Raw genomic sequence first — 22,148 nt, 5'->3', positions numbered from 1 at the left:
GCTACTGGAGATAAAAAGATCAAACACTCTTAGCTACCATCCTGCAGCTTAAGAATGTAAGTATTCCGCGCCGCTCTATTTAGAGCGCCACCAAGAGAAGGTTGTTAATGAAGGGCGAACGTGTATTTTCATGTTTTTTAAACTAACAGCACACACCGCAGAACTCAATCTGTTTTGTACTGAATTAGTGTGAGTGTTCCAACAGCCAATTAAGAGGATTACATTGGTAAAGACATCGCAATGACCAAAACCGCACCAAATACCGAACCAGAGACAAACGCACACAGTACAGTTTTGTTGTGTTTCCTTTTCATTGATGAACTCCTATCCATAACTACGATGACCAGCCCTCACATCTAATACGCATGTGGATGCATCACGACAACGAGTTAACCAACATATCGCTCGTAGGACCAGTACCGCTTTGTTAAATTGGGACCTCGTCCATAACTTGGAGTGTAAATGACTCCGGAACCTACAACAGAAGAAAATTTCATCACGTTACTGTCCTACCCTCCGGGTTTGTGGCTTAATAGGCAGCAGGAACACTTTTTTCTTTTACTGCGGATACTTACATGGAAGCTGTTTTACATCAGTTGCAATTCTCTTTGTCGATAACCGGACCTATCTGTTTGATGTTGGTACTTGGCGTTCTTTTTAAGCGCTTTGGTCTAATCAACGATAATTTTATCGAAGTAGGCTCTAAACTGGTGTTTCAAGTTACCTTGCCTGCAATGTTATTTGTCAGCATTGTGGCTTCAGAACACGACTTTTCCGCGGCAAGTGGATTCGTCAATTTCGGCGTCATCGCTAGTATTTCGTTTTTCATTTTCACCTACCTTTCCGTCAAACTTCTGTTCAAAGCGTCGCCTGACCAAGGCGTTCTCATCCAAGGTGGGTTCCGAGCAAATACAGGTATTATTGGTATCGCTTACGTTGCCAATGCGTATGGTTCTCAAGGTGTGGCGCTAGCAGCGCTCTATGTCGCGGTCACCACATTTATTTATAACGTCCAAGCGGTAATTTGCTTATCGCCCAAGGGGGCAACGTCTGCCTCGCAAGCAGCAAAGATGATGGGCCGAACACTGACTAGGAATCCGCTCATAATCTCCATTGTTCTAGGAATGGCTTTTTATTTACTCGCTATTCCAGTACCGAATGTGGTTATTGATGCAGGAGACTACTTGTCCAAAATGACATTGCCTTTGGCGCTGTTGTGTACGGGTGGCTCACTTGACTTTAGCTTGATGAGAAAAGAGAAAGGTCCATCTTGGTTTGCGAGCAGTTACAAGCTCATCGTAGCGCCAGTCATCATCACCATGGGAGCTTACTTAGTAGGATTTCGAGGAATTGAGCTAGGTATTCTTTTCTTTATGAACGCCTCTCCAGTCGCTGCTGCCAGCTATGTCATGGCGCGTTCCATGGGGGGCAATGCCACATTAGCTGCAAATATCATCGCACTCACTACGGTGCTTTCTACCGTGACCTGTACGTTGGGCATCCTATTTCTTAAGTTCTACAACTTAATATAATTGGCCAGCGATAAAATAAAGACGCTAGACGGCATTGATGTAAGTTACTGGTCGTGATTCGCAAAAGTGAGCTTTCTTACCAGACGAAAAAATTCACTCGCTTCAGATTCCGACAAACAAGAAAAAAACTCTTTCTGTAAATTCGTCATGATTTGATGAACTTGCTTTAAAGCATTTGCCCCCTCTTTTGTCATGCTTAGCATTTTAAGGCGCTGATTCGATTTACTTTTAGAAACTTGAACAAACCCTCTCTTTTCCAGATTGTCCACCATCCGCTTTGCTACACTTCGCTCAGTTCGAACCGCATCAGCTAACGCTTGCTGGCTCATAGGCTGAAATTCTTCTAAAGCGGCCAGTGCACTTGCCATTTCTAGTGTCATCAAATTTTGCCGAGAGAGCTCGGCTTGGGCACGATTGCGGTACATGCGCTGCATCACACCACAAACAAACATAGGACTTTGATCCAAAACGGAAATTGGGGAAATTTTCTGATCTTTCATCGTCGTTTTTCTTCTTTAGGCTTTCATTCGGCCGAAAAGGCTGTGCTGATACTGCACACAACACGCCGTCTTTCAGGCTCGCGTCATAGACGGTAACCACCAAGTGAAAACATAAAATAAAGAGCGCCGAAGCGCCCTTTAATCGTGTTTATTATCACTAGTATAACTCAGTTAAAACAACCAAGTCCTACTCGCTTTGCTGAGTGGGTTTAGTGCTGGTCTCAGACAACTCTGCCTCCGACTCTTTTCTCGCACGTCGATCAAACAATCGCTCAACCACTACAAAGAAGATTGGGACGAAGAATATACCCAATATCGTGGCACTGATCATGCCACCAAGTACGCCGGTACCCACTGCGTTTTGACCTGCCGATCCCACACCTGAACTGATAGCAAGTGGTACCACACCCAAACCAAAAGCAAGCGATGTCATGATAATTGGGCGCAGACGAACGCGAACAGCATGTAAGGTTGCTTCGATAAGCCCAGCGCCTTTCTCATAGTAGTCCTTTGCAAACTCAACAATCAGAATGGCGTTTTTGGTTGCCAAGCCGACCGTCGTTAATAAGCTCACCTGGAAGAACACATCGTTATCCATACTGCGCGTCATTACCGCAAGCACAGCACCAAGCACACCAAGAGGAACAACTAACACCACGGCGAAAGGTACTGACCAACTTTCATACAAAGCGGCAAGAACTAAGAATACGACGAGGATAGATAGCGCATATAGCATCGGCGCTTGGTTTCCGGAAAGGCGCTCTTCATACGAAATACCATTCCAGTTCACCGTGAAGCCTTCCGGTAGCTTTTCTACCATTGCTTCAATTTCTTCCATGGCTTCACCAGTACTTACACCAGGAGCTGCACCGCCTTGAATATTCATTGCTGGCAAACCATCAAAGCGCTGCAAAAGAGGAGAACCATAGGTCCACTCGCCACTCGCAAAAGCAGAGAAAGGCACCATCTCTCCTTTAGCGTTGCGTACGTACCATGAATCGAAGTCTTTTGGCTGCATGCGGTATTCCGCATCACTTTGCACCATCACTTTCTTCACACGACCGCGGTCAATATAATCGTTAATGTAAGCCCCGCCCCATGCAGCTGACAGGATTTGGTTTACGTCATTGATACTGACATCCAAAGCACGAAGTTTGACGTGGTCAATGTTCACTTTGTACATTGGCGCATCTGCCTGACCGTTTGGACGAACACCAACAAGTTTCGGGTTTTGTGCTGCCATGCCCAGAAGTTGCCCTTGAGCCGCAACTAATGCATCGTGCCCTTTATTCAACGAGTCTTGGAGATAGAAATCGAAACCTGTCGAGTTACCTAGCTCTTGAATCGCTGGAGGGGCGAACGCAAACACCAAAGCTTCTTTAATAGTAGAGAAGTACCCCATCGCTCGGCCCGTAATGGAAGCGGCATCGGCGCCTGGCGCTTCACGCTCAGACCAATCTTTCAGGCCGATAAATGCCATACCCATATTTTGGCCTTGGCCTGCGAAACTAAATCCAGCAACGGAGAAGACAGATTTTACATTGTCTTTTTCGTCTACTAGATAAAAGTCACGCATTTTCTCAAGTGTTTTTTCCGTCTGCTCTTGTGTTGAGTTAGGCGGCAAAATAGCCATTGAGAATACTGTGCCTTGGTCTTCATCTGGCAAAAATGACGTTGGAAGGTTCATAAATAACCAGCCAGCACCTGCACTCATTGCCAAAAATACAACCAACATGCGACCTGTGCGTTTTAAAAGTTTAGCAACACCGGTTTCATAGCCAGCTGTCATCGCATCAAACTTGCGGTTAAACCAGCCAAAGAAGCCTTTCTTTTCTAGAAGCTCAGCATCGCCTTTTTTCAGTAATGTTGCACATAATGCTGGAGTCAGAATTATCGCAACCAAAACGGAAAGCGTCATAGCCGCCACAATAGTTATTGAAAACTGACGGTAAATAACCCCGGTAGAACCAGACATAAACGCCATAGGGACGAATACCGCTGAAAGCGTCAACCCCACACCAATCAGGGCACCAGTGATCTGCCCCATCGATTTTTTGGTCGCTTCTTTGGGCTCCAACCCATCTTCATGCATCACACGCTCGACGTTTTCCACCACAACGATGGCATCATCCACCAGCAAACCGATAGCCAGAACCATCGCGAACATGGTTAACGTGTTTACGCTAAATCCAGTCGCGTACAAAATAGCGAAGGTTCCGAGCAATACGACAGGCACTGCGATCGTTGGAATGATCGTCGCACGGAAGTTCTGCAAGAACAGGTACATGATTAAGAACACAAGAAGAATAGCTTCTAATAGCGTTTTAACCACTTCTTGAATCGAGGCTTTGACGAATGGCGTTGTTTCAAATGGGTACGCAATCTGCAACCCTTCTGGGAACGTTGCACTCAGTTGTTCTAAGCGCTCTTTTACCGCATTGGCTGTCTCAAGCGCGTTTGCGCCAGTACCTAATGAAATACCTAACCCCGACGCTGGGAAGCCATTATATTGGCCTCGAATATCATAACTTTCTGCACCACGCTCAACGCGAGCTACATCTTTCAAATAAACATTCGAACCACTGGCGTCGGACTTAAGAATGATGTCTTGGAACTCTTCTACACTGCTCAAACGACTTGCAGAAGAAATCGTAGCATTCAACAACTGACCTTCCTGCGCAGGTGCCGCACCCAGTTGACCTGAAGAAACTTGCGCGTTCTGTTCACTGATCGCGTTCGCTACATCGATTGCGGTCAAGTTGAACTGCGTAAGCTTAAATGGATCCAGCCAAACTCGCATCGCATACTGCGCACCAAACGCCTGCACTTGTCCTACGCCAGTTACACGACTTATCGGGTCTTGAATATTCGTTACAACAAAGTCGCCGATATCGTTTTCTGTAAAGTCAGGATCTTCAGAATAAACTGCGACAACCATGAGAAATGCCGTATTGGATTTATTGACGACAATACCTTGGTTTTGTACCTCCATCGGCAATGAAGTCAATGCCAATTGCAGTTTGTTCTGCACCTGTACTTGCGCGATATCAGGATCAGCTTCGCTATCAAACGTCAGGGTAATTGTCGCATTACCAAATGCATCACTGCTCGATGATAGGTAGCGAAGGTAATCTAATCCCGTCATGTTTTGCTCGATAACTTGCGTTACCGAGTCTTCAACGGTTTTTGCTGATGCACCTGGATAGCGAGCACTGATGGTGATCGTCGTCGGTGAAATCGTTGGGTATTGCGAGACGGGTAAATTGAATAATGACATTACCCCCGCCAACATCGTTAGAATCGCGAGAACCCAAGCAAATACCGGACGATCGATAAAAAATCGTGCCATGATTACTCCTGTTCACCGTTTTGGATAGTTACCGAACTGCCTGGCCCTACCTTTTGTAAACCGGCGGTAATGACTTTATCACCCGCGTTCAAACCATCAATAATGCGCCATTGGCTATTGATCGCTTCAGCAGTCTTCACTGGTTTCGCTTCCACTTTGTTCTCGCCATTAACCGTCATCACTGTCGCTTTACCTGTCGCATCACGAGATACCGTATTTTGTGGTATTAGAATCGCATCAGGGTCGACACCAGTAATGACCGTCGCACGAACAAACATTCCAGGTAGCAACAAACCGTCAGGGTTTGGGAATTCGGCACGAAGCGTCACGCTGCCCGTACTTTCGTTCACATTGACCTCAGTAAATTTCATTGTGCCTTTGTGTTCGTAAGTGCTGCCATCTTCAAGCATCAATGTAACTTGCGCAGAGTCATCTTCTTGCATATGGCCTTGGGAGAGTGATGCTTTCAAACGCAGCAGTTGCGCGGATGATTGCACAATATCAACATTGATAGGGTCAAGCTGCTGAATGGTCGCTAATTTGGCAGCTTGGTTAGCCGTAACCAACGCACCCGCTGTCACACTCGATTTACCGATCACCCCGCTAATCGGAGCTTTGACTTGCGTATAATCTAAGTTGATTTTTGCTGTGTTGATCTTGGCTTTTGCGACTAGGACCTGCGCTTTCGCTTCTTTGTATGCCGCTTCTGCTTCATCCAAGTCTTGTTGGCTGATGGATTTTTTGGTGATCAAGGTTCTGTAACGCTTCACCGTGGCATAGGTCGACTCTGCCGCAGCTTGCGCACGGATTAATTCCGCTTCAGCGCTCAGCAAATCCGCCTGAAATGACGAATCATCAATTTGATATAGCGACTGTCCTTGTTCAACAAATCCACCTTCAACAAAATTTCGTTCCGAAATAATGCCAGTAACTTGCGGACGAACTTCTGCTTCTTTGAATGCTCGGCTACGACCCGGCAACTCTACTGTCAATGCTTGGCGCGTTGGCTGCACTGTTAACACTTCTACTTCGGTTGCGGGCGCAGGACCACCACCTTGGCTCGATCCTTCTTCGCTAGGTTGACATCCAACCACAAAAAGGCTCGACGCAATCAGCAGAGATAGCGTGGTTTTACGTCTCATGAATTTTTCTCTCTTATCTACCGACAAGCCTTCAAGATTCCTTATTAAAAGCTTCTAGAATGACTTAATAATGACTAAAGGATGTATATCCAGAACAAATTAATTAGGATGATAAATACCCAGTGTTGTACATACAACAAAATTTACAGTTCTATACGCTTACGAAAAACGTTTATGGTAAAGGTGTTATGAAGTTCTCAAATTTGAAGATTTTGGGTTGGAAATCACATTTTCCTGTGTGCAATTGCAATGGTTAAAAAGCAGCAAAAGTGATGATAAAAGCATCATCACGCTGTACAGAGTTTGTTACCGCTGTCTAGGGTTATTTGCCCACTCTGGTATACGAACTAAAGTGAGAAAGGAATGTAAATATAGTCGAAATTTCACAAGTCAGGTTCGCCACTTATCTAAAAAATAACCCGCTAAGAAGCGGGTTATTTCGTCAGTGAGATTGCTGTTCTCAAGCTTATACTTTGAACTGACTGACCTGATGATCTAAACGTTGAGTTTGCTCTGACAACATGGCTAAAGAAGCTTGCGCTTGGTTTACGATTTCCACAATTGAAGTGCTACTGTCTGCAATGCCTTGTACGTTGCTATTTACTTCGTCACTTACTGTACTTTGCTGGCTCGCAGCCGTTGCAATGTGTGTATTCATCTCGTTCATACGTGAAATCGCGTTCAAGATTTCAGAAAGGGATTCACTCGCTCGGCCAGCGGACTTGATCGTTTCATCACTGCTATTTTGGCTACCGCGCATCACTGCTACAGCTTGTCCTGCACCAGATTGTAGCTTTTCAATCATGGTTTGGATTTCTCCCGTACTCTGTTGCGTACGACTGGCTAAAGAACGAACCTCGTCCGCTACCACAGCAAAGCCTCGCCCTTGCTCTCCAGCGCGAGCCGCTTCAATGGCTGCGTTAAGCGCTAATAAGTTTGTTTGCTCGGCAATACCACGAATTACATCCAGTACGGACGCAATGTTACTCACATCATGATCCAATGTGTTAATGACGTGGCTTGCGCTTTCGATTTCACTTGCGAGGCTACGAATTGAGCTAACCGTTTGATCCAAAATAACATTGGTATTGGTAAGTTCATCATTCGCTGTTTGGCTCGCAACCGCAGCTTCGTTAGCGCTATCGCTTACATTTCTGCTGGTGACTTGCATTTCATGCACTGCCGCCGCTACCGCCTCACTATCTTTTTGCTGAGAAACGGTCGAGTTCGCGATGGTCGTGGTCAACGAGCTAAGATTTGCCATTTCGTTACGTAAGGTATTTGAGCTTTCAATTACCTGAGCGACTGTCATTTGAATTTTGGACACAAACTGGTTAAATGCGTCTGCTAAATTGCCAATTTCGTCTTGTGTTTTTACATCGATTCGCTGACTTAGATCACCTTCACCGGACGCAATTTCTGTCATCGCATTTTTAATATCATTGATAGGCTTCACAACCGTTTGTAACAACAAAAAAGCCATCGCGATAGCGGCAAAAATAACAATCACAATGCCAGCCTCAAGAATGAGTTCTGCTCTTGTTGCAGCCGCTGATATCTCGTCCTTCAATTGGTTTTGCTTTTCTTCTATTGCATCTTTTACAACGTTAAGCTGCGCTCTAACCTCGATAAATTGGTCTTCAAAGGTATGTTTGTGCTCATTATAGTAACCACGCCATTGAGATTGAGGTAAACGTAGCATCGCTTCATAACTTACTAACCATTTTTCACCCAAAGAGACAAGCGTTCGAACTTCATTACCATGTGTAGAAGGCATCACACCGGCTTGTGATAGCTCAATCATTTGTTCCATACGTGGCAGTGCTTTGTAGGCGTTGTCTTTGTATTCACCGATGTGATGATCAATATCGTTTTGAGTATCAGAAAGAGCAACACCTTGGATTGCAGATGTAGCTTGGTAAAGATCGCGGTAAGCATCCTCAATCGTTAATAAGTTCGGCACGATCTGTTCGTTGAGTGTCTCACTCAATTCAGATTGCTTCCAACCTGTCATAACGTTTAATACAGAGCTCACAATAAACAATCCAATAATCAATGACAGCGGAATCACTATCTTCTGCTTGATCGTTAAGTTCTGGAACATGAATAGACTCTCTTTATTTATGGTATACAAACTGCCGAAAATTATATCAAACAAATAGAGTATACTATTAGGTAAAATAGACTATTCAACATGAAATCTAATGACTTTTTGACAAGGGTTCTAATTTCAACAATTAGTTGATTTTATAGAAAATTTAACAAATAGATCTTTTCAAAATATGCAAATTAAAATGCTCTTTCAAAACGAAAAATATGTAACAGAAAGTGAATTAAAAGGGACCACATTTTGAAGAATAGATCGAATCAATGATTTACTGAGAACACATACAAAACACAGTTCTTGGATTGAGCACCACCGCGGAATATGCAAAGGTCCGAACATTTCTTCTAAAGCTCAAAAAAACCATTGTTTATCTGACGTGTTTAAGGGTACTCCTTGATGATGTTAGTCGTGATGTTGGCAGACAGGATGCTTACAAGTTTTCGAAGTTAACCAGTAGCACAGTGAACGATTCAGATTTTCTTGAGCGCCAAGGCAATAAAAAAGTTTGCTATTTTCCTCTCAAGAGACGCATTAAAGAAAATAATGCAACCTAGTCACAAAGTCTTGCTACATCTTCAGAAAAGAATGATGTTGCTAAACAAATCTGGTGCAGCATACACATTGAAGCTAAACTCGTTTAAGGAACTTTTTCATATCAATATGAGAAAACATAGATTTCTCAAAGTTACATCAACCATTCAACGATTAAACTAATGTTAGCGTACCGGTACGTCCGAAAACTCCATGCATGAACCATTTAAAAGAGCCAAAATGTTCCAACCCAACTTCGCCTCAGTGGAGTGGCGAGTCGTTTCGCTCGCTCTCCTACTCTCTCTACCTCATACTGCTCATGCGGATCCACTAGATAAGGAAATTAGCAACCTTCTTCAACAACGTTTTTCTATCGCGGTGTTGCTGTCCGATACTGACGCAATTGCGTTTGGTATTGGCGACTTTGATCCGAATGCATTATTTGATACCGCCAACCCAGAGTTCGGGACTGACGAGTCAATCAATGAACGTCGAAGCAAATCCGTATATGTTCTCCCTTACACGACTAACTTTGACATAGAGGGCAGCGAGGATTTACATGAGCTGTCGTTTAAGGCATTTACGATACAAACAGAGAATGATCTCAAACTATTCGGCACAAGTAAGGATCTTCTCAAGGAAAGGACATACGGTGCATCGATTGGTTATGGGTATCTATACAAAGCAAGTGAAAACGTCACCCTTAGCACCAGAACGACGACTCACCTTATGCGTTATGAAAACTCATTCTCTACCGATAATAAACTTTCCTCCATCATTGGAAGAATCCTAGACGGCCGTGCCGTTAACGTTTCAGCATGGGCGGCAATAGTTCAACCATCCATTAAAGCCAAATACACGTCTCCCACAAGTTGGGGGAAATGGCATGCCAGTTCGACATTGAATTCATTCATTGGGCACAGCTGGGGAAGCGCAAATAACGGCAATATAGGCAACCCTAAAGGTTGGTACCTATCTAATGAAATCACCGGTTACTACAATATTTATCACGGTGAGCAAGCTTTATTTACTGGGATTAAAAGAGTCGACCTTTCGCATGATTTAAGCGATGAACTGGGAAGTCCGCATTACTACGAAGCTTCTATAGGATGGCTATTTTATGCACCAAAGCCCTTTGATTGGTTGGACAATTTCGGCATAGGCGTTAACTTCAACTACGGCTCGACTCTCAGAGGTGGCAGCATTCAACTTTACTACAACAAACAATAACGCTGTCAGTACAGGAACCAGTTGGTAGCATATATAACAAGAAGAACTAGAAGACACAAAAGGAATGGCAGAGTTAGCGTCTTCGCAAACTTTTTCATGAGACTTGGGTTATCAAACACCACACCTTCCGCTTCTCTTACCCTTCGCTCTTCGTCAAAATGCCATTTAATGGCTAAGTAGGCTCCTATCCCTAATACAATAAGCTTAAAAGCTCCAGCAAAGTAAGGAAAGAAATTAGCCCAACTGTCGTTCATTATCCATCTCCATCAAATTCAATATCAGCTTTGCGGTGGCAGAATCCAAGATTCATGTAGAATGCCCCCCCCTCAAAGTCAGACTCTCTGGCTAGCGTCAGTCTACTGCTCGAGATAGCTGTCCACAACTCTCTTTACCATATCGGCATTTATTAATTATTTAATAAATAACAAGAAAGACACTAGCACACTTGCTGAAAAGTAAGTGTCAGTTTGGATTGAAACTCATCAGGAATCGAAAATGGTCCACAGTCGACTTGTTGATCTAGTGAAAGCCGAATTACCTAGCTTTAAATCGTTCGCTAGTATAAAAATGTAGCCTATCGCACTTCTGGTCGAGTCCTAACAAACTTATGATGCATATGTCATTAGCGGTGCAATTTTAAGTTTATCAATTAGCTAAAGTTTCCCACCTTAACTGTCAGTAAGCTTGCTGTGTTTGAGACGATCTCGACATGACTAGTGTATAAATAGTATGGAGGTTCAAAGTGAAGGCAAGGCAAATTTCCTTACTAAAAATATTGTTTCTGTAATTTTATTTCAGGATTATCGAAACCATCATAAGGATAATTCGAACTAATCTTAATCCATGCTCCTTCAGTTACATTTGCTTTCTTTTACTCACTTCTCGCGACTATTAGTGGTATTTTGAGACAATTTCCTACACTCCTTTCTTTGTCTTAGTTGATATAAATCATGGTTAGAAGAAAACAGAATCACCTGTATTTCTCGATACATGAATCCAAACTGCCCGACTTTTCGTAACTAAATTACAGATAGACACGATTTTTAGTATGGCACGTTTTTGAGGAACCAAGATGTTAGATACCCTCATGCTGTCGCGGATCCAGTTCGCGGCCAATATCAGCTTTCACATTCTCTTCCCGACCATCACCATCGCGTTGGCATGGATGTTGGTGTTTTTCAAGTGGCGATATAACCGCACACAAGCCCCCGTATGGCTCGATGTTTATTACTTCTGGGTCAAGATATTCGCTCTCACTTTCGCCTTGGGTGTGGTATCCGGCATTACGATGAGTTTCCAGTTTGGTACCAACTGGCCAGGCTTTATGGAACGAGTCGGAAACGTAGCTGGACCATTGCTCGGATACGAAGTGATGACCGCCTTCTTTATGGAAGCCACCTTCCTGGGTGTAATGCTTTTTGGACGAGGACGAGTACCGGAATGGGTTCATACTCTCGCCACCGTTCTGGTTGCTGTTGGGACAAGTATGTCCGCATTTTGGATTCTGGTGCTTAACAGCTGGATGCACACACCAAGTGGCTATGAAGTGATTGACGGCATTGTTCATGTGACCAGTTGGAAAGAAGTCATTTTCAATCCTTCTTTACCGTACCGTCTTCTACACACGCTATTAGCATCGGCGCTGACTGCCAGCTTCTTGATTGCAGGTATCTCGGCTTATCAAATAATGAAAAAGCCAGATCACCGTTCAGCCAAACTTAGCCTAAAAGTCGCGCTGTTCGCGGCGGCTGGATTTATCCCGATACAAATCTTTGTCGGTGACCTGCACGGGTTAAACACGCTTGAACATCAACCTGCAAAAATAGCAGCAATGGAAGGTGTGTGGGAGACCGAGCAAGGCGCGCCCCTTCTTCTGTTTGCGATGCCAAATGAAGAAACTCGCAGCAATGATTTTGAAGTGGGCATCCCAAAGCTGGCGAGTTTGATTCTTACGCATGACTTAGACGGGGAAATCCAGGGACTTAACGAGTTTGCGCCTGACCACCCGCCAGTGAAGCCCTTGTTCTTTGGTTTCCGCGTGATGGTTGGTGTGGGTGTTCTTATGCTGCTGGTTAGCTGGTATGGCGCGGTGAAGCTAGCACGCAAAAAAGCGCTACCTAAACCTTACCTATACACAGTATTAGCTATGACGTTCTCTGGTTGGATAGCCACACTGGCGGGTTGGTATGTTACTGAGATTGGTCGACAACCTTGGTTGGTCAGCGGTGTATTGCGAACATCCGAAGCCGTCACCACGGTTGCGAGCAGTAGCGTGATGACTTCGCTCATTATGTACTTAGCCATTTATGCTGCATTGCTGGTTGCGTACATCCATACCCTATTCTATTTGGCGCGCAAAGACGTTGCAGCCCATGAAGTCCCACTGACACAACAAGAGGCCTAATCATGCTCAACTATCTACCAGAAATTTATCTTCTGCTGCTTGGCTTCTCGGTCTTTATGTATGCCGTGCTCGACGGCTACGACCTTGGCGTCGGTATCCTGTTGCCAAGTGATAATGAAGCGCAACGTGACCGAATGATAGCCTCTATCGGCCCTTTCTGGGACGCGAACGAAACGTGGTTGGTGTTAGCCGTTGGTATTTTGTTGATTGCCTTTCCTACCGCTCACAGTTTGATTTTAACGGAGCTTTATATGCCTACTGCCATAATGCTTATCGCACTGATCATGCGTGGCGTAGCGTTCGACTTCCGAGCCAAAGCCAACTCGGATCATAAACCTCATTGGGATTGGTGCTTCCGAATTGGCTCACTAATCACCGCACTAACTCAGGGTTACATGGTGGGTCGTTACATCATGGGATTTGAACAATCAACCGAAGCATTTGGCTTTGCTTGGTTAAGCGCACTTTGTGTAGCGGCGGCGTACGTTTACATCGGTGGCGCATGGTTAGTACTAAAAACGGAAGGTGATTTGCAAATACGCTCGGCCCGTTGGTCTCGCCGTGCTGGTTGGTTAGCGGCCTTAGGAATTTTGGTGGTTAGCGTTGTAAACCCGATTGTAAATCAACAAGTTGCCTTGCGTTGGTTCAGCTTCCCAGAAATCTTGTTGCTTGCCCCAGTTCCGTTAATTGTATTGGCAACCATCTTCCTAGTTGATCGCTATTTGCGTCAGGTTCCAATGGTGAATGATCTGGGTGTGCGCTGGCCTTTCTTTGGTGTCACTGTCATTTTCGCGTTGAGCTTTCTCGGGCTTGCGTATAGCTTCTTCCCAGAAGTTGTGCCGGGATTAATGACCGCACAAGAAGCCGCCTCCTCGCCTGCGACGTTAATAATCGTGGGCTACGGTGTGATGATTGTTATGCCGGTGATATTGCTTTACACCTTTGTGGTATACCGGATCTTCAAAGGCAAAGCGACAGAACTTAGCTACAAGTAGGAAAGGGAATTCCTCAACAAAGCGCCGCTGCTCATGCGGCGTTTTTTTTGCAGTACTCAACGACTAAAGTATCTACCCAAGGCGACTGAGTGGGAACGCTGAGAGAATGTAGCGGCAGCCAGTAGTTTGTTCCTAACTAGAACGAGATAACCGTTTCTCAACTATAGCGATACAGGCACAAAAACAGAAAGAATATTTGATGTTACAGAAGGTAGACCGCCACTTTAAAACGCTTTGAGTATTTTTTGCGCTCAATGAGGTGCAAGTATACTTATGCTTTTTATGACTTGTGAACACTCAATTGCATGTTATGTTGCTGTTGAAATCGTACATGAAATAAGGACAAGAACATGAAGATAAGATGCAAAACGACGCAAAGCATTGAAAAATTTAACCCTGATGACCTCAATCCAAACACAGATCTCTTTGGTATGATTGCTGTTGTATTCGTGTTCATGGCTGTTTTGCTTAGCATCTAGTAGTGCTACGTTCATTCTTATGGCCGTATTCATACCTCATGTGATATGGGTGCTAAATTCTAGATTAAAGCGGATAGGCTAACCCGCACCAATCAGATTATGGCTGCCTCTGTATAGCATCTTCAATTTTGGCGTTGTATCGAGGTGAGATGTGAATAGTTGGCTTGTAGATAGAATGGCGCTTGCACCTTGAGCACTCTTGTGTACTTTCAATGACGCATTACTTTAGTGTAGATACGAAAAAAGGCCTGATAAATCAGACCTTTTAGAATGTGGCGGTGAGTGAGAGATTCGAACTCTCGATACGTTGCCGTATACACACTTTCCAGGCGTGCTCCTTCAGCCACTCGGACAACTCACCGAATCAAATTTTGGTTAGCATCATTGGCTAACGAGGCGCTAATTTAATGATTATGTGCCTGATGGTCAAGGCTAAACATAAAAAAAAGCGCCCTTTTCGAATCGATTGCTCACTAAGTAACTAAATTGAGCAAAACTGGGGCATTTACATGCTTTGAGAATAACCGGGAACACGGAACCAACGGCGGCACATGTCCAAGAAGTACCCATACAACACACCCATGCCACAAGAAATAACAGCGTTACTTGCCACTGCGGTCACAATTTGATCTGTAGACGCGCCAACTGCGAATAAAATACCCGCATAAACTGGAGATTGAAATAGTACATAAGCGACCAGATCAGAGATGTTCTTCATAAAGGAAGACGGTGACACCTTACTACCTTGATGCAGCACCCAATCACGAAAAACCCCATACGGCCAAGCAATAGCGATATTCACTGGAATCGATAGCGTACGCGATGCTAGAGATTGCTCAAATGTCATCCCTGAAATCAAAATCTCGACAATCATCCCTGTGATAAAGCAAAAAACAACCATAGCAAAGGTATCCGCTGCGGCGTGACGAATACAAAATGGTCCACGAGACTTCATTTACAAAACCCTTAAAATCAAACACTGCAATTAATAAAAATAATAAAACTATTAACCACTAAAAAGACATCAAGCCAGTTAATGATGCAATTAGAACACACACAAACTAGCTTATGGCTCTGTATTTAAAATTAAGTTGTAAATTTATAACCAACTTTTAAAGTAAAAGTAGTTTTTTTCACCAATGGCGAGTAAAAACGCCTAAAATCACGTAAAAATGGTACAAAAACACGGATTTCACTTACATAAAAAGGGGTTACGATAATTATTTTGACGTAAAGTTAGAACAAAACTCGGACTGTAAACAGTCACTCCTATAGCTTATGCTACCAAGCTGCGAAAATTCAGAGTATTACCAATATAATCACAGTAGAAGGTCTTGCTGTTTTACTCGTAAAAGTAAAACTGCAAGCCTGTTCATTGCGGGTTAGAAGAGTTTGTGACGAAGCTGGATGACGTATGAATAGTAAGAACAATTCACAGTTGCGCCATATTGATTCAGTTATGGTGAGGCCAGCAAAATCGTTAATGTATCGATATCATCTTGGTCTGGGGATTGCTGACGCTTTAAGTTACTTCTTATCCGTTCAGCGACTGAAGAAACGTCGTCACTGAGTTCAAGGGGAGCCTCCGCAATGATCGCTGAAATAGCCTCAAGTGCTTCATTAAGATGTCCATTATCTAGAGCGACATAGAAGTTGAGTAACCACTTTTCAGCATTAAAGCTATCTGCTGCATTTCCATCAAAGTCCGATTGGTACTGATATAACTGTGTCGCATGAAGATACAGTGCATCATTTAATTCAGACTCCACTATTGGTTTCGCTATTATGTGGTCTGCTCCTACATTAATCATACGTTCTTGTGTTTCTTTGAACACATCCGCTGTACAGCCAAAAATCAGTACCGACTTAGCAGGTGAACTCATTGCTCGAATGGCTGATATGGCCCCAACGCCATCTAGAACAGGCATATGATTATCCATCAGTATCAAATCAAATGGTTTGATCGCAACCTCATCGACTGCAAGCTGACCATTTTCGACACTTGTGCACTCAAAGCCCTTGGCTCGGAGGAAAGTTTCCATAATGATCGCATTTGTTCGGTTGTCTTCAACAATGAGTGCTTTCAACCCTTTACAGTTCAATTTATGTGTATTGATTGACTCTACTTTACCTGGCTTGCAAGGTGTAAGGGCAATTTCGACAGTAAAAGTCGTTCCAGCGTCCTCCTGACTCTCTACAACCACTTGCCCACCCATATGTTCCGCGATTTCTTTGACTATTGCTAAACCAAGCCCTGTACCACCAAACCGCCTAGTCGTTGATGACTCCGCTTGCTCAAAAGGACGAAAAATGCGTTTTTGTGCCTCTTTTGAAATACCAATTCCTGTATCTTTTACCTTTAGTATCAGCTTGGTGCCTGCCTTACTCGATTTCTCGGCTAGCTCTACCTCTACGATGCCACGATCGGTGAACTTAACAGCGTTATTGAGTAGATTGAACAGTACTTGACGCAAACGGGCTTTGTCATTGTTGTACCAACGACCCGTTGGTAAATGCGAGACGACTCTAAAGCGAAGACCTTTTTCTGCACATAGAGTTTGATAAACACTCTTGATACTGCCGATAATCGACTCAATTGGGAAAGGCTTATTTTCAAACTCAACATGCCCTTGTTCAATTTTTGAGTAATCTAAAATCTCATTGAGTAATGTCATCATGTGATCACCTGAATCATAAAGTGTTCTCAGGTGCTTACGCTGCTCATCGGTAAGTGGTGTTTTTAACAGTATCTGGGCAGTTCCTAGTACACCGTTCATTGGTGTGCGAATCTCGTGGGACAATGTGGCTAAGAATGCCGTTTTAGCGTTTGTCGAAGCCTGAGCTTTTATTCTCTCCTGCTCTAAATAGATCGTCTTTTCATTGAACTTCTCGATAAGCTGTCCGATTTCGTCATCGCTATCGTAGTCAATATCTATGATCCCACCAGTTTTCGAGTCATCAATCTTAGCGGCAATGCGAACAATTGGTTCAACAATATAGCGATTCAGTAAGTAGTAACCGACCAAGACACACAAGAGCAAAAATGGAATGATCCTCCCCTCAACGCTCATCACTTGTTCAAACACTTGATCGGCGACTTTAGCTTTTGCGTTGACAACTTCCATGCGCCAATCGAACTCTCCGAAATCAAGCTCGCTGACATAAATTTCGTCCGTCAGTTGAAAGTTGTGCTCAATAATCACGTTTGAGTCAGCATCGCGAACCACTACCCCCAAAGAATGCTGGTTCGTGTGCTCTCGAATAAACTGAAAAAGTGCATCAAGTGATAGGTCTACCGTTACAACTCCAGCGAATCGACCGTTTTGGTAGTACGGAGAAGACGCGGTAATCATCTGGACCTGAGTAAAGGTATCGATGTAAACCGTAGACCAACTAACAGAACCTACCGGAGCATCGGCGGCAGCGACATACCAGGGTTCATTATCATAACCGCCAGATTCGGGGTTATTGTAGGAGTGAATTTGGTCAATACCACTATCACTGTTTTTATTGAAGAATAGACTTTTATATCTCCATTGTTCTGCTTTGAGTTCGGGTTTAGGCCATACGCCACCACTAACAAGCATCTTGTCACTCAATTGAAGTATATGTGGAATTATTGTGTTGAGAGATTGAATATTTTCAGTCCCTTGGGCTAGCCCTACTAAGCTGCTCAATACACCTGTAGAACTGAGGAGGGGCTCTTTTATCTCAAGAGCCAGGAGTTGGGTACGTAACTCTAGGTTTTGCTCTAGCTTTTGTCTAACCGGTGGCTCAACAACCAAATAGGCGACAGAACCGATAGTGGCGATAAAGAAGCACAGGTAAAGTGTTAGGGCGAGAATGCTTTTTTTTCTAAGTGATGAGCGAATTTCCATAGATGTGTGAATCATTCCCTAATATCGATTTATCACTAATTGATTGGTAAGATGAGCGCAATCAACCAGCCCATTAACAAATGGTATTCTATTTTGAAACTACAAGACATCCTTTCTCTCCCAGAACTTGACGGTAAACTACTAAACCTAGCAAAAACTCAAGGCTTTGTAACAGCGATGGCTGCAGCGCCAAACGTATTAATGCCTCAAGAGTGGTTGCCATTCTTATGGGGTGGAGAAGAAACAGCGCCATTTACTGACGGTGAGCAACTAGAGCAATACATTGACGAGATTGTACAAATGTGGAACCAAACTCGTCCCGCTCTCCTAGAAGGCACTTGGCAGTGGCCTGCAGGGTGCGCGCTAGATGAGCAAGACATTGTAACAAGTCAGGCTCGCGATTTCTGTGAAGGTGTATTACAAGGCTGGCAACTTGCGCGTGATGACTGGGAAACGTTGATGCCTGAGGATAGCGAAGATAATGCCCTACTCGGTGGTGTTTTACTTTCTCTTACTATGCTTTACGACCCAGAAACGACCATTGAAACATTGGCCGAACAAGGTATGGAAGGCTTAGAGCAGTTTGAGGAAATCTTCAATGCAATGCCAGTGATGTTATGCGGTCTTACCCAGCGCGGTGTTGCATTAGCTGAAGAACAATAGACGCAACGCTGTCGACCATCAAGATTGAACGGCTGAATAGACAAAAAGCTCTCCAAATGGAGAGCTTTTTTGATCATGTTAAAATTACATGTGGAATATACCGCGCCATATCTTGAGTCACTAAGCTACTGTCTTCCCTAATCGAAATACCGGCAGCTCTATCATTGACCAACCAACTGCCAATTAACGTATGGTTTTGCCCAAACTTAGGTAGTGGATGGTATTGCTGGACGATATTGAATTGAGATTCATAAGGCCCTGACGTTTTAACAAAACGTTTTCCATCGATGACGATCTCGATGTTCGCGCCCTCTCGAGAAAATAGTGGCTTGATGACATAATCTCTCATAGTGTTCGCTTTTGAATCGTTAGCAAAATAAGCGGGCAAAAGGTTCGGGTGGTTAGGAAAGCGCTCCCACAATAACGGTAAAAGTGCTTTATTGGATAGAATCGACTTCCACATCGGTTCTAACCAGTTTACGTTCGCAGTCGCTAAGTACTTCGCATATTCCTCTTCAAACATAAACTCCCAAGGGTAAAGCTTAAACATCCAACGAATCGCTCTGTCGTCAGCATCCACAAACAGACCATCTTCCGTCACTCCAATATCTTCGACATGCACGAATGCCGTTGCTAACCCTGCCTCTCGCGCGCAATCCTCTAAATACTGGACAGTCCCTTTATCTTCTTCAGTGTACTTGCAGCAGCTAAAGTGAAGTGTTTGTCCTGGTTGGTATTTTGCTATTTCGGCAAAGCGCTCGATCAAAAAGTCTTGAAGAATATTGAATTGATCCGCGCTCTGGTGAACTCGACCTTTATTTACAACATCTTCTAGCCACACCCACTGCCAAAAGCCAGTTTCAAACAAGCTGGTTGGCGTATCCGCATTGTTTTCCAGTAATTTTGCTGGCGAGGTCCCGTTGTACGCGAAATCCAGCCGCGAATAAAGCGAAGGTTCGCTTCGTCTCCATGAAGAAGCGACCTGCTCCCACATAGATTCAGGGATCGCACATTGCGTCAGCAACCGCTCACTCCGAACGACTTCATCCACAATAGCCAGGCACATCTGATGCAGCTCTTCAGTGGGCGCTTCTATATCGCGCTCAATTTGCTCCAGCGTGAATTGATAGTAAGCACTCTCATCCCAATACGGTTGGTCATACATGGTATGGAAACCAAAACCAAACTGGCGTGCTAATTCACGCCAGTTTTCGCGCTCTTGTATTTCTCGTCGAAACATAGTGCTTTTTAACCGCCTCGACTGACCGACACCGCTTTACCAAACCCGCCTCGAGACATCGCCCTGCCAATGGTGCCGCCACCACGTTTGTTAAGGCTATTCGTCGCGACTTTGGTCGGCTGATTTCGGTAGGAGCCAAAGAATTGTCCTGCTCCATTATAGAATTTGGATTTATAACGGTACATCGGCTCTGAGTAATAGCTCTTGTTATAACCTTTCAACCCGCTTAATGAGCGACTGTAAAAAAAACCGCCAAAGTTAGGTACATAAGCTCGGGAACTGGAACTGTAGTAACAATCATCCTCGTAGAAATCATTCTCGCATTCGAACTCGCTGCGGTAGCGAGGGGCATTTTGTTCGGCACGAGCTAAAGCTTCTTGGTATGCAATGTCACACTGTTCACTAAACTCAGGCGAGTTAGATTTACACTCATCGGCATCAGAAAAAATGTACCCTTCTGTTTTTGACTCGTACGTAGCAAAGAAGAAAATACCACCAAAGGCAGCAAAGGGAAGAATTTTCCCAAGCTTTAAGCTTTTGTCCATGGAAGAACGTTTAACGTTAGAACTCCGCTTCATCGTTCCTCCTAGTAAGTCATGCAAGCGGCATTCAATACGCCGACCGAAACAGAAACTGCTGCTAATACGATACCGGCTGGCAGTTCATCTTTTTCGATACGCTCTGCCACTTTCGGAAGTAAAATAAAGCGTACAATTGCAAATGCGATAATTTGAGCAAGCATTGCGACAACGCCCCAAACCATAAAATCGACGATATTGACTGAGTTTTTTGCCGCCCCCGAAATCGCGAGACAGTAACCAAGGAAAGCCCCACTTAGCGCAATCGCTGCTGCTGTATTTTGTTTTTCTTTAATCAGATGCCACTCATCGTATGGCGTCAACTTGACGTAGATGAACTTAAACGCCAATACAAAAATAATAGAAACAGAGAAATAGAGTAAAAAGTTTGGGAAGCCTGCTAACAGGCCGGCAATCATGTGCATTATTGTTCCTTGTTCATTTCTTTCCAGGCAAAATCTTCAATACGTTCATCTGCAATGTAAAACAGCTTGGTACTCGCGGGTACTTCAGCATCTAAATCTGGGTTGAGTTGAATACCATCGCCAATATCAAAAGCAATCAGCGTGGCATGATGGCGTCTTTTGAGAAAAACGAAGAGATTCTCAATAGTGGTGGCAGACTGCCCCTCAGGATAAATAACTGAGTATTGCGTCATACCTCGTGTTGAAGCCAAAAGCTCCTGATGAAGCGCACTTGAGCCCGGGTCAACCGCCGCTTTTGCCAACATTTCTGCGCCAACAGCAGGTATGCATTCCGCTTTCGGGCAATGCTGACTTAGAAGTCGGCCTAGCGCTTCATCTTTAAAGTAAGCGACCAAATGAGCGGAAGGGTTTACAGATGCGCAGTATAGAGCGGCTGACAAGGTAATGTCGTCCGAGAGATTATCCACAATAATGCAAGCGGCTTCGGCAATATTGGCGTTTTTCATCTCTTGCGAATCGGTATAACTGGTCACTTTGATAAAACTGATTTCGCCAGGTAACGGGTTCTCTATTTCTGAACGGCTGCATAAAACAATCGGGCGCTTTCCCTCTTCTTCATGTTGTAACATGCGAATAAGGTGCATCGTTCTCGATCCATTCCAGCCCAACAATACAATATGGTTTTCCACTCTTACTCTCCGTTTTCCTAAAATACCCGCTCGCCAATAGTCCATCGCTGCTCCAGCGACACGCCCCAATAATGCGGCGAATAAGCTCAAACCGCCGGGGATTACAAATAGTACGACAACCCATTTACCCATATCTGTTACTGGAGAATGGTCGCCATAACCCACCGTACTCGCCGTAACCATGAGGTAATAGATAAAGTTAGCGAAACTGTCTGTTAATGCTGTTTCACCAGCGAGAACCAGCAGCCACCATGAAAGGCTCACATATAAGCCACTAAAGATGAGAAGGCTTCGGTTGCTCAATTTAAAAAGGTGGGAACTAAGCCACTTTTTAACTACTAACCACACCGCCATAAATTTATGACCTCGATATTCATTGATTGCATCAATAGTAACTCATTGATAG

General features: G+C 44.2%; 17 protein-coding genes and 1 tRNA gene. 6 read left to right on the top strand and 12 right to left on the bottom strand.

What is annotated here, in order from left to right:
* Positions 1–575 precede the first annotated feature (575 nt).
* A complete protein-coding gene (locus tag R7R78_RS13835; RefSeq protein ID WP_005388415.1) occupies positions 576–1,532 on the top strand; it encodes an AEC family transporter in 957 nt (318 codons plus the stop codon).
* 44 nt (positions 1,533–1,576) lie between these two features.
* On the opposite strand, the gene R7R78_RS13830 is transcribed toward R7R78_RS13835, so the two are convergent.
* The 4 genes from R7R78_RS13830 to R7R78_RS13815 form a co-directional block, all read right to left on the bottom strand.
* Entirely contained in the window at positions 1,577–2,032 is a 456-nt protein-coding gene (locus tag R7R78_RS13830; protein ID WP_017635039.1) for a MarR family winged helix-turn-helix transcriptional regulator, read from the bottom strand.
* Positions 2,033–2,219: 187 nt separating this feature from the next.
* Positions 2,220–5,381 (bottom strand): efflux RND transporter permease subunit, encoded by a 3,162-nt coding sequence (locus tag R7R78_RS13825; protein ID WP_005378264.1) that lies wholly within the window; start codon positions 5,379–5,381, stop codon positions 2,220–2,222.
* Positions 5,382–5,383: 2 nt separating this feature from the next.
* Complete coding sequence (locus R7R78_RS13820) at positions 5,384–6,523, bottom strand: efflux RND transporter periplasmic adaptor subunit (RefSeq protein ID WP_053349487.1); 1,140 nt, start codon at positions 6,521–6,523, stop codon at positions 5,384–5,386.
* Positions 6,524–6,989: 466 nt separating this feature from the next.
* The gene (locus R7R78_RS13815) at positions 6,990–8,627 is read right to left on the bottom strand and encodes a methyl-accepting chemotaxis protein (protein WP_225473794.1); all 1,638 of its coding nucleotides are present in this window, start codon (positions 8,625–8,627) and stop codon (positions 6,990–6,992) included.
* A gap of 774 nt (positions 8,628–9,401) precedes the next feature.
* On the opposite strand from R7R78_RS13815, the gene R7R78_RS13810 reads away from it, so the two are divergent.
* Complete coding sequence (locus tag R7R78_RS13810; protein WP_005388404.1) at positions 9,402–10,391, top strand: Solitary outer membrane autotransporter beta-barrel domain; 990 nt, start codon at positions 9,402–9,404, stop codon at positions 10,389–10,391.
* Between the two features lie 5 nt (positions 10,392–10,396).
* Here R7R78_RS13810 and R7R78_RS13805 read toward each other — a convergent pair whose 3' ends face one another.
* Positions 10,397–10,645: a hypothetical protein gene (locus R7R78_RS13805; RefSeq protein ID WP_005378271.1), complete on the bottom strand. Its 249-nt coding sequence runs from the start codon at positions 10,643–10,645 to the stop codon at positions 10,397–10,399.
* Between the two features lie 818 nt (positions 10,646–11,463).
* On the opposite strand from R7R78_RS13805, the gene R7R78_RS13800 reads away from it, so the two are divergent.
* The 3 genes from R7R78_RS13800 to R7R78_RS13790 all read left to right on the top strand — a co-directional run bounded on the left by R7R78_RS13800 (position 11,464) and on the right by R7R78_RS13790 (position 14,269).
* Entirely contained in the window at positions 11,464–12,795 is a 1,332-nt protein-coding gene (locus tag R7R78_RS13800; protein WP_170897169.1) for a cytochrome ubiquinol oxidase subunit I, read from the top strand.
* Between the two features lie 2 nt (positions 12,796–12,797).
* The gene (locus tag R7R78_RS13795) at positions 12,798–13,790 is read left to right on the top strand and encodes a cytochrome d ubiquinol oxidase subunit II (protein WP_149191924.1); all 993 of its coding nucleotides are present in this window, start codon (positions 12,798–12,800) and stop codon (positions 13,788–13,790) included.
* 350 nt (positions 13,791–14,140) lie between these two features.
* Positions 14,141–14,269, top strand: coding sequence for a hypothetical protein (locus R7R78_RS13790; protein ID WP_017635045.1), 129 nt, complete (start codon positions 14,141–14,143; stop codon positions 14,267–14,269).
* Between the two features lie 273 nt (positions 14,270–14,542).
* On the opposite strand, the gene R7R78_RS13785 is transcribed toward R7R78_RS13790, so the two are convergent.
* From R7R78_RS13785 to R7R78_RS13775, 3 genes are all read right to left on the bottom strand, one after another.
* Positions 14,543–14,630, bottom strand: a tRNA-Ser gene (locus R7R78_RS13785).
* A gap of 144 nt (positions 14,631–14,774) precedes the next feature.
* Complete coding sequence (locus R7R78_RS13780) at positions 14,775–15,224, bottom strand: L-alanine exporter AlaE (protein WP_005378276.1); 450 nt, start codon at positions 15,222–15,224, stop codon at positions 14,775–14,777.
* Between the two features lie 502 nt (positions 15,225–15,726).
* Positions 15,727–18,147: a hybrid sensor histidine kinase/response regulator gene (locus R7R78_RS13775; RefSeq protein ID WP_033905057.1), complete on the bottom strand. Its 2,421-nt coding sequence runs from the start codon at positions 18,145–18,147 to the stop codon at positions 15,727–15,729.
* Positions 18,148–18,198: 51 nt separating this feature from the next.
* Here R7R78_RS13775 and R7R78_RS13770 point away from each other — a divergent pair, with 51 nt between their 5' ends.
* The gene (locus R7R78_RS13770) at positions 18,199–18,810 is read left to right on the top strand and encodes a YecA family protein (RefSeq protein WP_005378278.1); all 612 of its coding nucleotides are present in this window, start codon (positions 18,199–18,201) and stop codon (positions 18,808–18,810) included.
* A gap of 73 nt (positions 18,811–18,883) precedes the next feature.
* Here R7R78_RS13770 and R7R78_RS13765 read toward each other — a convergent pair whose 3' ends face one another.
* The 4 genes from R7R78_RS13765 to R7R78_RS13750 are packed head-to-tail and all read right to left on the bottom strand — an operon-like array spanning position 18,884 to position 22,096.
* Positions 18,884–20,050, bottom strand: a complete 1,167-nt coding sequence (locus R7R78_RS13765) for a glutathionylspermidine synthase family protein (RefSeq protein ID WP_033905056.1) — start codon at positions 20,048–20,050, stop codon at positions 18,884–18,886.
* An 8-nt stretch (positions 20,051–20,058) separates the two neighbouring features.
* Positions 20,059–20,628: a DUF1190 domain-containing protein gene (locus R7R78_RS13760; RefSeq protein WP_025766906.1), complete on the bottom strand. Its 570-nt coding sequence runs from the start codon at positions 20,626–20,628 to the stop codon at positions 20,059–20,061.
* Positions 20,629–20,636: 8 nt separating this feature from the next.
* Complete coding sequence (locus R7R78_RS13755; protein ID WP_005378281.1) at positions 20,637–21,053, bottom strand: DUF350 domain-containing protein; 417 nt, start codon at positions 21,051–21,053, stop codon at positions 20,637–20,639.
* Entirely contained in the window at positions 21,053–22,096 is a 1,044-nt protein-coding gene (locus R7R78_RS13750) for a potassium channel protein (RefSeq protein WP_017820047.1), read from the bottom strand. The genes R7R78_RS13755 and R7R78_RS13750 overlap by 1 nt, the downstream gene beginning before the upstream one ends.
* Between the last annotated feature and the right edge of the window lie 52 nt (positions 22,097–22,148).

Source organism: Vibrio sp. 2134-1 (genome assembly GCF_033339495.1).
This window is presented reverse-complemented; position numbering and strand designations above follow the sequence as displayed.

Excerpts from the sequence above, each read along its gene's own strand:
- R7R78_RS13750 (WP_017820047.1), bottom strand. The coding sequence starts at position 22,096 with ATGGCGGTGTGGTTAGTAGTTAAAAAGTGGCTTAGTTCCCACCTTTTT.
- R7R78_RS13835 (WP_005388415.1), top strand. The coding sequence starts at position 576 with ATGGAAGCTGTTTTACATCAGTTGCAATTCTCTTTGTCGATAACCGGA.
- R7R78_RS13805 (WP_005378271.1), bottom strand. The coding sequence starts at position 10,645 with ATGAACGACAGTTGGGCTAATTTCTTTCCTTACTTTGCTGGAGCTTTT.
- R7R78_RS13830 (WP_017635039.1), bottom strand. The coding sequence starts at position 2,032 with ATGAAAGATCAGAAAATTTCCCCAATTTCCGTTTTGGATCAAAGTCCT.
- R7R78_RS13790 (WP_017635045.1), top strand. The coding sequence starts at position 14,141 with ATGAAGATAAGATGCAAAACGACGCAAAGCATTGAAAAATTTAACCCT.
- R7R78_RS13825 (WP_005378264.1), bottom strand. The coding sequence starts at position 5,381 with ATGGCACGATTTTTTATCGATCGTCCGGTATTTGCTTGGGTTCTCGCG.
- R7R78_RS13800 (WP_170897169.1), top strand. The coding sequence starts at position 11,464 with ATGTTAGATACCCTCATGCTGTCGCGGATCCAGTTCGCGGCCAATATC.
- R7R78_RS13795 (WP_149191924.1), top strand. The coding sequence starts at position 12,798 with ATGCTCAACTATCTACCAGAAATTTATCTTCTGCTGCTTGGCTTCTCG.
- R7R78_RS13770 (WP_005378278.1), top strand. The coding sequence starts at position 18,199 with ATGAGCGCAATCAACCAGCCCATTAACAAATGGTATTCTATTTTGAAA.
- R7R78_RS13820 (WP_053349487.1), bottom strand. The coding sequence starts at position 6,523 with ATGAGACGTAAAACCACGCTATCTCTGCTGATTGCGTCGAGCCTTTTT.
- R7R78_RS13815 (WP_225473794.1), bottom strand. The coding sequence starts at position 8,627 with ATGTTCCAGAACTTAACGATCAAGCAGAAGATAGTGATTCCGCTGTCA.
- R7R78_RS13760 (WP_025766906.1), bottom strand. The coding sequence starts at position 20,628 with ATGAAGCGGAGTTCTAACGTTAAACGTTCTTCCATGGACAAAAGCTTA.
- R7R78_RS13775 (WP_033905057.1), bottom strand. The coding sequence starts at position 18,147 with ATGGAAATTCGCTCATCACTTAGAAAAAAAAGCATTCTCGCCCTAACA.
- R7R78_RS13810 (WP_005388404.1), top strand. The coding sequence starts at position 9,402 with ATGTTCCAACCCAACTTCGCCTCAGTGGAGTGGCGAGTCGTTTCGCTC.
- R7R78_RS13765 (WP_033905056.1), bottom strand. The coding sequence starts at position 20,050 with ATGTTTCGACGAGAAATACAAGAGCGCGAAAACTGGCGTGAATTAGCA.
- R7R78_RS13755 (WP_005378281.1), bottom strand. The coding sequence starts at position 21,053 with ATGCACATGATTGCCGGCCTGTTAGCAGGCTTCCCAAACTTTTTACTC.
- R7R78_RS13780 (WP_005378276.1), bottom strand. The coding sequence starts at position 15,224 with ATGAAGTCTCGTGGACCATTTTGTATTCGTCACGCCGCAGCGGATACC.